Raw genomic sequence first — 14,276 nt, 5'->3', positions numbered from 1 at the left:
TCGAACACTTAGCAGTCTCCGTACCAAAGCGCGAGGTTGACCGCGATGATGTCGACGACGCCGTTGTGAGCCACAGCGAGCATTGGCGTGCCGTTTTCAGTCCAGGAGTACTGCATTCCCGGCTCGAGAACCGTCGGCGTTGAAGTCAACCCCATCCCCGCCAACACGGACTCCTTCGTGCCCAGCGTGATCCCACTCGCGGTCCGCGGCGCATTGACCACCTTGGACGTGTCGAACGTGATCAGGTCAAGCTCGGTGTACGGACCGTCCTTCACACCGGTGCCATAGACCTCCCAGCCTGAAGCACCACCCTTGGGCACACCCGCTGCGGCATATGCGGTGATCTGTCCGCACATCGGTTGCTGCCAAGTCTTCGCCAAGAAGGACGAGAACTGCGAATACGACGTCTTGTTCAGCTTGATCGGCCCGATGCCGGTCGAATCGATGACCCAGTGCCCATACGCCGGGAAGGGCTTCGCCGTGATGTTGACGGTGCGCGCGGAGCTGGGCAGTTGACTGTCCGTGCCGTAGGTGACCGCGTCAAACCCGGCGGAGATGAAGATCAAGCAGATGCCGATCTTGTCCATGACCTTCTTGGCAGCGTCGAGGGCACTACCCGCGGCGCCCTGAAGCTTCAGGTAGTTGGTCAGGACGTCCTGCCCGATGGAGGCGTCAGCACAGCTACTCGCCACCTTCGCCAGCGAGCCCAAATCCTTGACGTCCATGTAGTCCCGAGCGCAGGTCGCCAACTTCAGCACGGCAGACACGTAACTCGTATCGAGCGAGATCCCGTACTTGACGAGCATCGACGTCAGCTCGGCCATCAACCACGTCACGAGGTTCGGCTCTGATGCGGACAACACCGCAGGGTCCTTGAGGGCCGCGATCGCGTCCTGACTGAACGTGAAACTTGCCGTCTCCCCGGGCAGGATCAGACGACCCCCGTTCGTGAGCGTCGCGACCGAGTTGGCGATGTCCTTGTCGAGGTCGACGGCGGAGTCGAGCGCCTTCTTGAAGCCGAGCGCCTCTCCCTCCTCGGAAACCGGAGCGACGGCCAGCGTGTACGGAAATGCGTAGGCTCGGTTCGCCGCTGCCTTGACGACGACGTTTCCTGCCGAGTCAGAGCCCACGCAGAAGCGCAATGGGTTCGTCTGATAGTCCTGGATGAACACGGCGCTTTCGACCCAGTCCGGGTTGCCACCCGTGCATTGCGGCGCGTCGGCTCGGGTGCTGAGGACCTCGCCGGCGCCGTAGAAGAGCGCATCTGCGCCACTCTGCACCGCATTGGAGATCGCCTTATTGGCGGCACTCACCCCCTGGCCAACGATCTTGATGACATTCGACACGCTCTGTCCCGCCGACTTCGCGGCGGACGTCACAGCACTTATCGCCCCAGCACTCCCAGCCACTAGGTCGTCCCATATCGAGAAGTGCTCGACGTGAGCCGTAAGCACGCGCCGGTCCTTGCTGAGCTCTGACGGCACGGCCTCCCATGCTCCGGCGGTCGGATCCCACCATATGAAGGTCGCAGCAGCGCCGTTAGGGAGGGGCTTCGCGTAGGTCTTTGAAATTGTTGCGCCTGCCTTGGGCAGACCGCCGTCCACGCCCAGGTGGACTGGCACACCAACAGCGACGGGCCCCAGATCAGTAATCGACTTCAGGTCGGCTATCGACGTGTCGTCCAGCTTGGGAGCGGTCACGGCGACTGTCTTGTCTTGTCCCTTCACGTGGGCGACAAGGACGCCCGGCTTAGCAGCAGGGGTTGATTGTGTGCAGCCGGTGAGGCCCGCCACTGCCAGCGCGCCGGCCATGACCAAGCCGAGCAATCGCGTGCCACGTCGTCGAGCGGACACATGGCCTACTCGCGCGAGCTCCGGAGAAGTACGCATCCCTGGCAAGGTGCCTCCCAGCACTGTCGATCGGAAGATGGAACCAATGCGCACCGTCGGGATCGAAGTCCATTCACGACAGCGGTGGCTGGATCTGAAGGTCTACGCCGGAGCTCGAGGTGTGATGGCTGATCTGCGCCTGGTACCCCGTCGGCAGAGCGTATGAGCAGCTGTATATAGCGTCCGCGCCCTGATCGAGGCCGAAGCCTGGCTGACACGCCGCTTGGGCACCAGCCGCTTTCAATTGCGCGTCCCAAGCGGTCGCCGCGGCATATCCGGCGTGCAGGTCGGTGAAATGCAGCCACCACACGTCCTTGACACCGCCGGTGCCCGCGGTGTTGACGTGCTGGTGGCACACACCGTCGTTGGCTCCAGTCGGAACGGGCACGTTCTGCGTCCACTCCGTGGGGAAGGCTGTCAGAATCTCATTCGTGAGATTTAGGTTCGCCGTAACCTCATCTGCCGACGAATCCGGCTTGTAGCAGACCTCCCACACATGCTGCGCATCCGTGCCGGACGCAGGCGCGGCTGCGACACTCGGCAGTTGGCTTGCAGCCGCCGAGGCACCGGGACCGGTCGGCATATCGTTGCCGGGGGCTTGTTGTGTCGCATTCGCTTGCGCAGCGCACCCGCTCAGAAGCAAGATTCCGGCCGCGAGGATCACCGCAGTTGTTGCGCGCATGCATTCCCCCTATGCACTCCCCAGCGCCTTCCGACTAGAGCCCCTGTCGGATCAGCACACCCTGGCCGCTCAGCATATCGGCATGCATTGCCGTGAGAACAACGTGCGCAGACGAACTTCTTTCGCCAAGGACGTCGCGTCGGCTGCTACACCTATTGGCGGACTCTACAAAGGGTCCGGCGAGGTTTCCGCAGACTACCCAGGCCGATCAGCGGGCCTACCTACTTGCGGCTCGCCATCGGAACGTGCCCTTGACACGGGTGACCTCAGGTGATAGCGCATTGGCCATGAGCCAGTGTCTTTCCTGCCTTCACAAGTGCGCAAGTATCCCTTCCACTGCCGCGTCAGATCCTGTTGCGGCATGCAGGTCATGTGGCGCGTTGACGTGCAATCAGCATGGCCAACGTGACGTAGCAGAAGCGTTGTTCATCTGCATAGAATGCGATCAGAACCTACTCACGAGGAGCGCGATTCCCGGGGCGCATCGTGGAGGGAATCGAGATCCCGATGGCGGCGGTGGCGGCGGTGGCGTGAACGCCGAGCTCAGGAACGCACGTCGGAGACGGCGGACTTTTGCCACTGTCGCCGCGTTTCTAGCGCGTCGACCAGCCTACAACCGCGAATGGTTCGATGACGGCCTACGCAGGATCGAAGGCGTTCGGCAGCGCGCGGCTATCAAGGTCGACGGTGACGAAAGGCGCACCGATCTCCTCATGGCGGCGATTGCCCTCGCCATGTTGCTCGAAATCCCGCACTCACAGATTTCTCCGGAAATCCGTTCGCTGGTTCCAATGTTAGCCGGTGAATCCTATGCATGACAACAAGGCAACACTCGCAAGCGATGGTACGCCAGCGACTGGCCAAGGACCAGCGCCCGCCCCTGAAACGACAAGACTGCAGTGCAAAATTAAGGCCTCGTCCATGACCGCGAAGAAGGGTGTCGCACGCTTCCCGGTTAATTCCCAATTGGGCAGCATGTTCGGACCCAAGGACCGAGTCGTTCTCACCGTTGACGGCCGAAGAGAGAAGGTATCGCTGAAGGCAGAACCCCGAGGGTTCGGTGAAGGCGACGAAGTTTTTGTCACGCCCGACACGTTTGACTTGCCGGATAGACAACAGATTAACGGTTTCGCGGAAAAGACTACGGCATTTGCGGCTCGGATGCGCTGGCTATTCCAAACTACTGCGGGGGTGATCACCCTTGTTGGACTGGTATTGGCACTCATCGCCGCTGGAATAAACATTGCCTTGCAAGTTGGCGAGATCGCACCGGTGTTCGTAGTGGGCAGCGACGGGGTTGGAGTTCTGAAGGCTGTAGTCCTGGTTCTCGGAATCGGCGGCGTGGTCACGGTGTTCCTAACGTCTCTCCTTAGCAAGTAACGCCACCAGCGGGCCTGCCCGCGGAAGGGCACTAGGCCAGGGTCCTCCCGAAAATGCGAAGGCGGCGACCCTCACCCCGAGCGCACGAAGCGGATCAAGGCTTGGGTCGCCGCCGCACCCGAGTTCGCTCAGGCGGCGGGTTGAGGTAGTTCGTCGGGGAGCACAGGGACGACGCGGACGTCTTCGGCAGCGGTCCACCGCTCGAGGGTGAGCATGGCCCAGACCAGCGCTTCGAAGTAGTCGACGTAGGTCGCTTGGTTGCCGTACCACTTTGGGTCGCCGACCGTTCGCACCTCGACGCGCCAGGTGCCAGAGCCAGCAAGCGTCTCGCTGACGCTCCCCGGCAGATCGGTGCTGTCACCGTTGCTATCCGGCAACCCGACCAGGACGGCGTCGCCAGCTAACATCGCTCGCTGCCGCGCTTCGGGCACGTGATACCACCACAGGAACGTGGCGCGGCTGTTGAACGGCAACTGCCGCAACAGCCCTTCCTCGTTGATGTAGACGGTGGTGCCCAGGTCGAGCAGGTCGACCGGCTCGATCCAGCCCCCCACGGCGGCCTGGTAGTCCTCGAGGCTAGAGAACTCACGCAACTCGACGGGCTCGTCGAACAAGCGCATGGGAACGTATCGCAGCTTTGCTCTCACCGTGCCGGTCATCGCTGGCGGCATGGGTCTGGTCGTGGGCTCAGCGGGTGGTGTGGCAGGTTTCGCGGGTGCGGCACTCGGACTGGTCGGGGCAATCAGCCCCGCCATCGGGGAGCGATTGAACCAACGCCGCGAGGCAGCGTTCCTCTTCACGATGCCAAAGCGAAAGCGCAAGTAGGCTGTCGGGTGCCCAGTCGGCGCGCGTGTAACCTATCGAGCTGATCCGGTGAATCGCGTCGATTGCCATGGTCTCTGATCATGCTCGAAACGGCCGCGCCGTGCGGCAGGTTGCGCGCGGCACCCTTGTTTTCATCGGGCTTGTCGCCACGACGAAGCAGTTGCTCACGGAGCACGCACTGAGCCCGAGGGCTCACGCCGGCCTCTTGAATGGCGCGCTGATGTCCATCTCACAACCACTCGCCGCTTGCCTCGGCGAGCCCTGTCCTCATCACTAGGGACGCCTACAACAATTGGCCGAAGAGCCGCGCGATGCGGTCTGGGCACACTGGCTCGCCAAGGGGAGAATCACGGCACCATGCGACTGAGCAAGCTGCGCATCGATAACCACAACCGGCTGACGGACGTCGAGATTGAGGTGCGCGAGCACCTCGTTCTTGTCGGTGCGAATGACGTCGGCAAGAGCTCGGTACTCCGCTGCCTTCAGCTCGCGCTCGGAGCCTCCGCGGCACAGCTTTACGCACAGATCACGAGCGAGGACTTCAGGGACGCGAACCAGGATCTCGTCATTGAGGTCACGCTCGTTGACTTCTCCAAGGACGAGGAGGCCGCGTTCCCTGACGAGATCAACGCGGATCCGAACGGCGGCCCGTCGACGATGACCGTCCGACTGAGCGCCTCCGTCGACTCTGAAGACACACTGAGCATCGAGCGCATTGCGGTTGGATCTGGCACTCGTCGCCAATTGTCGCGAGTGCAGCTCGAGACGATTGGCTGGCGATTCCTCGGCGCGACATCGCAGTCGCGGGAGCTCCGAAGCGACCGTCGCTCCGCCCTCACGGATCTTCTCGCGGCGGTCGAACTTGGCGCCGAGCAGGCTGACTTTGACAAGGCCGTCGAGACTCTGACCGACACACTTGCCGACTCGAAGGTCCTCAAGCAGGTCCGCCAGGACCTCGCCTCCCAGCTGACCAAGGCTCTCCCGAACAAGGTCAAAACGAAGGATCTCGCGTTCGTCCCTGGATCGAGCGCAGATAAGGACGCGCTGAGCGACGTTCGGCTGCAGGTGCAGAAGGACGGCGCCCTTCGCGACCTGGCGGCTCAGTCGGACGGAACGCGCGCGCTCTACGCCATCGCGCTCTACGACCTGACCAGCTCCGGCGCCAACGTGGTGGGTATCGACGAGCCCGAGATTCACCTTCACCCCACCAGCCAGCGCAGCCTGGCGCGCCTCCTGAAAGCCAGTGGCAGTCAGAAGATCCTCGCCACACACTCGCCAGACATCGTCGGCGCATTTGACTCAGACTCAATCGTGCTGGTGCGCCCTGGCGGCCGGATCGTTCAGCCGAACGCTGGGTTCCTTTCGCAGGACGAGCGCACCACGGTCCGATGGTGGGTGCGTGACCGCCTTGAGCCGCTCACCGCAGCTCGAGTGATCGCCGTCGAAGGCCTGGCCGACCGCATCATCGTCGAGCGGGCCGCAGAGCTCACCGACCGCACGCTCGACCGTCTCGGCGTCTCGCTCCTCGAAGCCAACGGATTCGGGGACATGGGAGCCATCGACACCCTCTTCGGCAAGGGCGGCTTCGATGTCCCCGTCTCGATGCTGATTGACGAGGATGCTGAGAAGAAAGTCGCCAAGCGCCTCGGTGTCGCCGTGGCTGATCTCAACACCAACTTCGTGTGGGTCTCACGCCTCGATCTCGAGGATGAGTACGTCCGTGCTATCGGAGCAGGCGCGCTCGCGACTGCGCTCCAGGCATCCACTCTTTTCAAGCCAAACGAGATCGTGTTCCTTAAGGCTTCTGGGCCGGGCGCAACCTTCACGGATGCCGATGTGGCTACGTTCTGCCGCACGAAGAAGGTGCAGTCCGCGCTTGTAGCTGTGACTCTCATGGGCGAGACTGAGGCTCGCGCCGTTACCAGCATCGAGGGAATGCTCGCGCAGATCGAAGCCGCGCTGTGAGCCTTGAGCCCACCGCTCTCCAGCTGCAGGTTCGCGACACCCCTGATCTCGGCCTGCTTGTCGTGGCACCCGCCGGGTGCGGGAAGAGCGAGGCGCTCGCTCTCCGGGTTCAGGGCATGATTCGTCGTGGTGTCGCCGCCGGCCCGCGTCGCATTCTTGTCGCGACCTTCTCAAACCGCGCAAAGGACAACATTCGCGAGCGCCTCCGCAGTTATCTGACTGCGGCCGAGCTCCGCGACAAGGTCACCGTGATCAACTTCCACGGATTGGCCGCGCGTCTCTACCGCTCCCATGCCGCGGCGATCGGACTCGACCCCGGGTGGGAGCTTCCGGAGAACGATTGGGTTAAGGAGCAGTGCCAGCGTATGGGGCTGATCTATGGCCAGATCTCGGCCGTCGACAAGGCGCTTCGCCAGGCGAAGCAGGACATGGTCGATGACGACGAGGTGATGCGGCGCCTTGAGGCTGTAGGCAACCGGGATGCGATCGAGGTGGAACGTCTCCGCATCAAGGACCAGCAACTGACCTACGACGACCTCCCTCGGATGGCCGAGCTGATCCTGGCCAACGACGCGGTCGCCGGTCTGTACAGCGCCCACTTCGCGGCTGTCGCGGTGGACGAGTTCCAGGACCTCACTCCGCAGCAGCTCCGCATGATCAATCGAATCGGGGCTGGTCGCACCACGTATGCGGGCGACCTCGCCCAAGGCATCTACGGATTCACCGGTGCAAAGCCGGAGGAGATTCATGCCGCGATCGTGGACGAGGTCGCCACGGTGATTGAGCTGACCGAGTCGCACCGCTCCTCGCCCGCGGTGCTTGCGGCTGTCAACGCGCTCACCCCACTCACTCTCGGCTCCGAACTCACGTGTGCTGCGCCGAATACCTGGCCTTCTGGCGGGATCGCCGCCGAAGTTCACCACCAATCTGCGGACAGCGAGGCCGAGTGGCTTGTGAAGGCAGCGAAGGCGATCCTGTCGCGCGCACCCGGTCAGCGGATCGGTGTGATCTCTCGTATCGGCTCCCGCCGGCGATTCGCCGATGCTGCTCTCGCTGCGGAGCCAGGGTTCGAGGTGCATCGCTGGGACGACGGCGTCCTCGACACCGAGACGGCTCGTCGCGTTCGGTCCACGCTTGCGAACGTCGACAGCGCAGCGGTGCTCACGTCGAAGGATCCCATTGAAGCTCTGCGCGACCTGGCCGACTTCCACGAGCTCCAGGATCCTGCCGACCGACTCGCGCTCGCTGATGCGCTTGGCTGGGTGCTGGAACTTCTCACTCAGGGGCTCGCTCCCACTGATATCGCCAAGCGAGTTCGGGTTGGCGACAACTCCACTCTGCTCACCCGTCCCGGCGTTCACCTTCTCTCTGGGCACGCTGGCAAGGGCCAGCAGTTCGATTGGGTGTTCGCGATCGGTGTCGAGGACGGTAATGTGCCGTTCTTCGAGGCGAAGACTCCGGAGGCCCTCCTCGAAGAGGCGCGGGTGCTCTCCGTCATTATGTCCCGTGCCCGTCACGGTCTGGTGCTGAGTCACGCGACTGCCGTTCCCGCGCTGAGCGGCACCGTCTGGTCGAAGGATCCGTCGCGGTTCCTCACGGCAGAACTTCGGGCCCAGCTCACGGATGCCGCGGGTTTGGTTGAGTGGTTCAAGGCCGCAGATTGGGTGGCCGTCGCAGGCCGCTGACTGTCCCGGCTTTGGTGCCTCCATGACGCAGGACTTCGAGAACCCGCGGGCCTAGTGCGCGGTGTTCTCATGTCAATCAGGATGACTCCGATGCCGATGAGGCCGATGCCGATAGTCGTGAGTCGGGTCAGCGGATCCCTGAATAGGATGCGCGCTCCGATCGCCGTCAGCGCGACGCCCGATGTCGCCCACACGCCGTAGGCAATCCCGATTGGCATTCCCTCAATATGCGCCAGCGTCAGCAGCGGGAGCGCGACTGCGTAGAACAAGCCGATAGACGATGCCCGGCCCGCTTGAAAGGCGCCGAGCACGGTTGACGTTGTCGGGTGTGCTCGAACCCAGCGAGGCGGTCAGGGCCATCGCGATCGCACGCGACGGTCCCGCTTCCGTTCGCCGCCCGCATGGGGATCCGGGTTGCAACCGTCAAGCACAGGTCTAGCTTTGGTTTCGTGGGCCAGTCGGCGGATCTTCTCAGGCAGCTCGAGGTGTGCACGTTGCCGACCGTCGAGCGGCCATTGCGTATCGCGGAGTTCACAGACCGTTCGCCACAGCCGTGGGCGACGTCCGCCGGGTGTCGCTGACCGAGGCTGTCGTCATGATGCCCGGTGGCATGCTCGCGATGGCACGGAGTCTGGCAGCACGCGAAACCGACTGCTGCTCATTCTTCGAGTTCAAGGTCGAGCCGGTCGGAGACCGGACGGTCATGGCAATCCGCGTCCCGGAGCGCTACACCGACGTGCTGTCCGCGCTGACTGGACTGGCTGCAGGCCTGCGTATGCCAGAAGCCGGCGGACATCGAAGCGAAGAGGTAGAGCCGTTCGCGGAACCTCACGATCGACGGGTCCGCGGCTTCCCCATACACGCGGTGTCCCTTCCCGCGCGATACCAGCCTCTGAACTCGGGAGGGCAGGTCGACCGAATTGCCGATCACTGCTTCAGGCCGCAACGATGCCCGTTCCAACAGTAACGGGCACCGCCGCTGGCTCGAGCTCGAGCTCCGCGTCCCCGTGCGAGGTGCTTCGCGCGACAACCTGTACGGGTCCGGCTGCGCCTGTTCCACGCAGTACGGCCAGCGCTCGTCCTCGATATGTCTGGTGTTGAGTTGCGCCGAACGTCTCGGTGGTTGTCGGCGAGGCGCTGCCGAAGCCGACCAATTCCGCACCGCCACTGACCTCCAGCGCGGCGACGTCGATCGCGTTGGACTCAACGATGCCCTGGTCGTCCGCGAGCTCGACCCAGACGAATGCGAGCTCGTCGACGCCGGGGGCGACCGTCTCCTCAGCTCGGAGGCGAAGCCGGGGGGTGCGGGCGGAACTGAGGCTGGATCTGCTCACTTCTCGCCCGCGGCGGAAGCCGACTGCTTCGAGCGTGCCGGGCTCGTATGACACCGAGAACCGGGCAACGAACCCTGCTCGACGGCCGGCGCGCTTCCTGCCAAGCGACCGCCCGTTCAGGAGCAATTCGACCTGGTCGTCGTCTGAGTAGACCTCGATTTCGGCCTTGCCAGAGATCCCGCGCCACGACCAGCTCGGGATCGCATCCGTGCTGCGCCATGGGGTCTTGCCGATACGTTGCCCGGCGCGGTCGAGCGGTCGGACGGCGATCGCCGGGGCGCTTAGTGTGCCCCACACGGCTTGAGCGAGCAGCGCCGCTGCGTTGGGGAGCCCTGTGATGTCGAGCACACCGGATCCGGAAAGCACGCCGGGGAACCGTTTGCTTGTGGTGACTGGTTCGTCACCGTATGACCAGTATCCGAGTCCCACTTCGCCGAGGTAGTCCCACCCGGTCCAGATGAAGTCACCGATCACTCCGGGGACGGATTGCACCTGCTTCCAGATGGCGGGAAGGTCGCCAGGGAATGACTCGGTGCCGAGGATGATCCGACCGGGGTAGCGGCGGCGGTCGCCGCGGTAGCGAGAGTAGGCATAGTTGTAACCAGCGATGTCGGTGGCGGCGAGAGCATCGCGTGTGGCCTTGTCGGCTTTGGGGAGTCGAGCGATCAGCTTCATCATGCTGCCGATCTGTGCCGCGAGCGCGTTGGCCGCCGTGGAGGACTTCTTCTCGGCGACTTCGACTTCGGTTGATTCACCTTGGAAAGGCGATGCGCCCCTGGACGCCAGCATCCAGTTCAGCAGGAAGTTGATCGCCGCTGTCGTGGGTCGTGTCGGGTCCAGTTCGTGGAAGAAGTCGTTCATTGTTGTGGTGAGCGCGATCCCGCGCGGCGTCGACGTCTCGCCGATTTCGTGCCCGATCGAGTACATGATCACGCTGGGGCGATTTCGGTCCTCGGCGATCATTGCGCGTGCATCGTCTCGCCATGCGGTGTCGAAGTCGGCTGCGCCATCGTAGGGAGTCTTGTGCTGGTACCACACGTCGGTGAGTTCATCGAGGACGTAAAGCCCGAACTCGTCGCAGGCGTCCAGAAACGCGCGCGAGAGCGGGTTGTGGGAGGAACGAATCGCGTTGAAGCCGGTGCTCTTCAACAGACGTGCCCGACGTCGCTCGGCGTCGCGGTGAGTGGCGGCGCCGAGCACCCCGTTGTCGTGGTGGACGCATGCACCACGAAGGAGCACCTTTTCGCCGTTGACCCGCAGACCATTTGTCGGGTCGACCGCGACCGTGCGAATGCCGCTGCGAAGACGCTGGTCCTCGATCAGCATGTTCCCGTCGAACAGTCTGACGGCTACGTCGTACAGGTGAGGCCGCTCGGCGGACCACAGTTTGGGAGAAGCAATGCTGAGCTGTCCGCGTGCCCTGGCGATCGACACGTCGGCTCGTCCGACCCCCGCGAGGCCCGCCGCGTCGGAGTACTCGATCTCCACTCGGAGCTGTTTGCCCACTCCGGTCGTGAGGACCTCGAACTCGATAACGGCGTCCGGGTGGATCGATGTCGTGACAAGCCGCACGCCGTCATCGGAGATCCGCGTGCGGGGGCGCGACTCGAGCCAGACGGGTCGATAAATGCCGGAGCCTGTGTAACGCGATCGTCAAGCCAGTGATCGGCATCATCCTGCTCGCGATGGTCGCGATCACGCTGTGGCGCAGGCGCTCCGCATCCACCGAGGCGATCACGCACACCAACGTCGTGGCGACGATCAGCTACGGCACCCTCGGCGGATTCACCACCACCGTCGCGAACGCAGGCGGTCCCGTCATGTCGATGTATCTCCTCGCGATGCGGACGCCGGTGAAGGTCTTCCTCGGCACGGCCGCGTGGTTCTTCGCCATCGTCAACATCGTGAAGCTCCCGATCCTCATCGGACTCGGGCTCATCACAGGGCCGGTCCTGCTTCTGGATGCGGTCCTCGTTCCCCTGGTCGTGGTCGGCGCACTCATCGGCAGATGGATGATCCCCCGCATCCATCAGCTGCTGTTCGACCGCATCGTGCTCATCCTCACGATCCTCGGTGCCGCCTACCTGCTCGTGCCGTGAGGGCCCTCGCTACAGCTCTTACGCCGATCGTTCCGCGGGAAGTGCTGTAGTGAGGGTCATTTGCGTCCGTGCCACGACGACCGATATCCGCTTGGTCTCGCACGTGACCGCTCCGCGGTCAGGTACGAGCCAGTCCGTCCCGCCCATGGCGCCTCGTCGCCAGAAGGCCGGGCGTCGCAGGCACGGTCATCGGCAACCGACGATTGCACCGGGAGGCCGGATAGAGCAGTGAGTGCCCACAGCATTGCGGTGACGCACCGGCGGGAAGGCGGATTCCGTTCCAATCGAACAGCCCCGTCACCAATTTGGCTTCGGTGACGTCAATCAAGGAGTATGCGGCGCACGCTTTGCTCAAGAGGGATCTAGGCGGTGATCCCGAACCCGACGACCAGAATGGTCACCGCAAGCGGCGCGGATCACGCGGCCGCAGACCCGTCGACCTCGACGTCGCTGGGGTTCCGCCGTCGGCTTTCACAATCCGGTGGAGAGAGGTGTTCAGTATGCTGCGCAAGTGGTGCGCAATCTCGCCTAACTGCACACCCCACTGCTCGAGCCGCGGAGGCGGGTCAACCGCATCCACTTCGACATACCCAGCCGCACTCGGGCGCCTCCTTGCGGTGCAGGCTCGTCTTCATGGAGTCGGGCTTCCGCCAGCGGCTGATGTGAGCCACCAAAGCGTTTGACCGCTCCTGAGCAAGTTGCACCCGTCCAATCGACTGGTTCGACAGCCATTCCGCCCGCGCGTCAGTATCCACGGGTTCCATAATGTCTGCACTCGCCGCAGGTCAAGTCCTACGGGGTGAGTCCCACGGGACTGGCCCGGCGGCCATGCAATGCTCGTTTGGGGATCGCTCTGAGTTGCAGACGGGTGGCGCCCTACCCCGCGTTCGACGCCGCGCCTACCGTGGATGGCGTGATCCCGGCCAGCATCCGATTCCCGCCTGAGGTGGTCCTCGCGCGGGCGGCTGATGCGATCCCCGCCGAGACCGCTTTGCCCGGCGGTTGCCGATTCGAACCGAAGTGGGACGGGTTCCGGGTGACGATCGTGTGCGACGCGGTCACGTCGATGTGGTCCCGCCGAGGGACGGACCTGACGGGGATCTTCCCGGAGATCGTCGCCGCGGCCCGCGATCAGCTGCCGCTTCAGTCGATCTTCGACGGGGAGCTCGTCATCTGGCGGGACGAACGCCTCGCGTTCGATGCGCTGCTGAAGCGGCTCAGCTCCGGCGCCCGGCGGGCGCGAAGCCTGGCGCGCGAGCTGCCCGCCCACCTCGTCCTGTTCGACGTGCTCGCCCTCGACGGCCTGGACGCCCGCCGCCTGCGATTCGACGACCGGCGAGAACTGCTCGTCGAAACCCTCGACGCCGCGGCCCCTCCTATCCTGCTCTCCCCCATGACCACCGACCGCGCTGAGGCAGAAGCTTGGTCGGCAGACATGGCGGCGGCGGGGATCGAGGGGCTCGTGGTCAAGGGCGGAGCCCAGCCCTACCGGCCGGGTGAGCGCCTCTGGGTGAAGGTGAAGCGCCGTGAGACGGTCGATGTCGTGCTCGGTGCGGTAATCGGCACGATCCGCGAGCCTGCTTCTATCGTGGTCGGTGCGGTACTCGACGGCCGGCTGCGCGTCACCGGCCAGTCAGCACCGCTGAACCACGGGCAGGCTCACACCCTCGGGTCACTGCTTGCCCCGCCCTCTCGACCCCACCCTTGGCCGACTCAGTTGTCCCAAGCCGCCCTGGGCCGGTTCCGAGCCGGCGGCGACCCGACGATCATGACCCTCGTCGAACCGGTGATCGCGGAAGTCTCCGCCGACGCCGCCCGAACCGCCGAAGCATTCCGCCACACCGTTCGTTTCCAACGCCTCAGACCCGACCTCCCCGTACCGGACTTCACCCGCGAATGACCCAAGCTCCGCATTTGAAGTCCGGCCCGAATGAGAGGTGAACGAAATCGCCCCGTGCGGCACGGTGATCTTCAGTGAAGAACCCGGGCCTGCGACCGAGTAATGCGTTCCAGCACCGCGCGATCGCTTGCAACCGGCAGGCGCACTATGCGGCGGGCGCGGCCTTCAAGAGTCCGCACCCGAATCAGCCATACGAGGCTAAGTGGACCAGCGAAGGCGAACTTCGCCGCGTTCCAGAGGAAGAGCAGAACGAGGAGGTTGATCCACCCGGGGGCGCCCTCGCGCACCAAGCCCGCGCAAAGTGCCGCACCAACGAGGTACAGGATGGCGAGGGGCGCCGTCAGCATCCCCCACTTCAGTCCTCGCCGAGTGAAGATCGCCGCGAGGAGGATATTGGTCGGCATGAACCGACGCAGAAACGAGCGGAGACGGATGCTGAGCATCCAGATCAATGCGAACATGCGGCTGCCCTCCATGAGTTCGGCAACGAGAACCTGGGAGGACGAGCCGGACGGCC

General features: G+C 64.1%; 12 protein-coding genes and 1 pseudogene. 6 read left to right on the top strand and 7 right to left on the bottom strand.

What is annotated here, in order from left to right:
• Positions 1–8: 8 nt before the first annotated feature.
• The gene (locus tag SM116_RS08620) at positions 9–1,811 is read right to left on the bottom strand and encodes a hypothetical protein (RefSeq protein ID WP_320944024.1); all 1,803 of its coding nucleotides are present in this window, start codon (positions 1,809–1,811) and stop codon (positions 9–11) included.
• A gap of 151 nt (positions 1,812–1,962) precedes the next feature.
• Positions 1,963–2,571 carry a hypothetical protein gene (locus tag SM116_RS08615; protein WP_320944023.1) on the bottom strand — a complete coding sequence of 203 codons (609 nt, stop codon included), beginning with the start codon at positions 2,569–2,571 and terminating at the stop codon, positions 1,963–1,965.
• A 530-nt stretch (positions 2,572–3,101) separates the two neighbouring features.
• On the opposite strand from SM116_RS08615, the gene SM116_RS08610 reads away from it, so the two are divergent.
• Both SM116_RS08610 and SM116_RS08605 read left to right on the top strand, forming a co-directional pair.
• The gene (locus SM116_RS08610; protein ID WP_320944022.1) at positions 3,102–3,389 is read left to right on the top strand and encodes a hypothetical protein; all 288 of its coding nucleotides are present in this window, start codon (positions 3,102–3,104) and stop codon (positions 3,387–3,389) included.
• Positions 3,390–3,492: 103 nt separating this feature from the next.
• A complete protein-coding gene (locus SM116_RS08605; RefSeq protein ID WP_320944021.1) occupies positions 3,493–3,951 on the top strand; it encodes a hypothetical protein in 459 nt (152 codons plus the stop codon).
• 128 nt (positions 3,952–4,079) lie between these two features.
• Here the strand turns inward: SM116_RS08605 and SM116_RS08600 are convergent, their stop codons facing one another.
• Both SM116_RS08600 and SM116_RS08595 read right to left on the bottom strand, forming a co-directional pair.
• Positions 4,080–4,571, bottom strand: a complete 492-nt coding sequence (locus tag SM116_RS08600; protein ID WP_320944020.1) for a DUF3846 domain-containing protein — start codon at positions 4,569–4,571, stop codon at positions 4,080–4,082.
• A 67-nt stretch (positions 4,572–4,638) separates the two neighbouring features.
• Complete coding sequence (locus tag SM116_RS08595; protein ID WP_320944019.1) at positions 4,639–4,845, bottom strand: hypothetical protein; 207 nt, start codon at positions 4,843–4,845, stop codon at positions 4,639–4,641.
• A 288-nt stretch (positions 4,846–5,133) separates the two neighbouring features.
• On the opposite strand from SM116_RS08595, the gene SM116_RS08590 reads away from it, so the two are divergent.
• Positions 5,134–6,741, top strand: coding sequence for an ATP-dependent nuclease (locus SM116_RS08590; RefSeq protein WP_320944018.1), 1,608 nt, complete (start codon positions 5,134–5,136; stop codon positions 6,739–6,741).
• A complete protein-coding gene (locus SM116_RS08585; protein ID WP_320944017.1) occupies positions 6,738–8,426 on the top strand; it encodes an ATP-dependent helicase in 1,689 nt (562 codons plus the stop codon). Before SM116_RS08590 ends, SM116_RS08585 begins: the two co-directional genes overlap by 4 nt.
• A gap of 107 nt (positions 8,427–8,533) precedes the next feature.
• On the opposite strand, the pseudogene SM116_RS08580 reads toward SM116_RS08585, so the two are convergent.
• Together SM116_RS08580 and SM116_RS08575 are read right to left on the bottom strand one after the other, a co-directional pair.
• Positions 8,534–8,737: pseudogene (locus tag SM116_RS08580) on the bottom strand (SMR family transporter); the annotation flags it as partial.
• 624 nt (positions 8,738–9,361) lie between these two features.
• Positions 9,362–11,332: a glycoside hydrolase family 2 TIM barrel-domain containing protein gene (locus SM116_RS08575; protein WP_320944016.1), complete on the bottom strand. Its 1,971-nt coding sequence runs from the start codon at positions 11,330–11,332 to the stop codon at positions 9,362–9,364.
• Positions 11,333–11,397: 65 nt separating this feature from the next.
• Between SM116_RS08575 and SM116_RS08570 the strand changes: the two genes are divergently transcribed.
• Both SM116_RS08570 and SM116_RS08565 read left to right on the top strand, forming a co-directional pair.
• Entirely contained in the window at positions 11,398–11,859 is a 462-nt protein-coding gene (locus SM116_RS08570; RefSeq protein ID WP_320944140.1) for a sulfite exporter TauE/SafE family protein, read from the top strand.
• A 913-nt stretch (positions 11,860–12,772) separates the two neighbouring features.
• Entirely contained in the window at positions 12,773–13,759 is a 987-nt protein-coding gene (locus SM116_RS08565) for an ATP-dependent DNA ligase (protein WP_320944015.1), read from the top strand.
• 71 nt (positions 13,760–13,830) lie between these two features.
• Here SM116_RS08565 and SM116_RS08560 read toward each other — a convergent pair whose 3' ends face one another.
• Positions 13,831–14,220, bottom strand: a complete 390-nt coding sequence (locus SM116_RS08560) for a sulfate permease (protein WP_320944014.1) — start codon at positions 14,218–14,220, stop codon at positions 13,831–13,833.
• Positions 14,221–14,276: the final 56 nt, after the last annotated feature.

It is taken from the genome of Microbacterium rhizosphaerae (assembly GCF_034120055.1).
GTDB lineage: Bacteria > Actinomycetota > Actinomycetes > Actinomycetales > Microbacteriaceae > Microbacterium > Microbacterium rhizosphaerae.
Note: the sequence above shows the minus strand (reverse complement) of the source record. Positions and strands in the feature narration are given on the sequence as shown.

Excerpts from the sequence above, each read along its gene's own strand:
- SM116_RS08600 (WP_320944020.1), bottom strand. The coding sequence starts at position 4,571 with ATGCGCTTGTTCGACGAGCCCGTCGAGTTGCGTGAGTTCTCTAGCCTC.
- SM116_RS08595 (WP_320944019.1), bottom strand. The coding sequence starts at position 4,845 with ATGGCAATCGACGCGATTCACCGGATCAGCTCGATAGGTTACACGCGC.
- SM116_RS08560 (WP_320944014.1), bottom strand. The coding sequence starts at position 14,220 with ATGTTCGCATTGATCTGGATGCTCAGCATCCGTCTCCGCTCGTTTCTG.
- SM116_RS08590 (WP_320944018.1), top strand. The coding sequence starts at position 5,134 with ATGCGACTGAGCAAGCTGCGCATCGATAACCACAACCGGCTGACGGAC.
- SM116_RS08615 (WP_320944023.1), bottom strand. The coding sequence starts at position 2,571 with ATGCGCGCAACAACTGCGGTGATCCTCGCGGCCGGAATCTTGCTTCTG.
- SM116_RS08620 (WP_320944024.1), bottom strand. The coding sequence starts at position 1,811 with ATGGCCGGCGCGCTGGCAGTGGCGGGCCTCACCGGCTGCACACAATCA.
- SM116_RS08605 (WP_320944021.1), top strand. The coding sequence starts at position 3,493 with ATGACCGCGAAGAAGGGTGTCGCACGCTTCCCGGTTAATTCCCAATTG.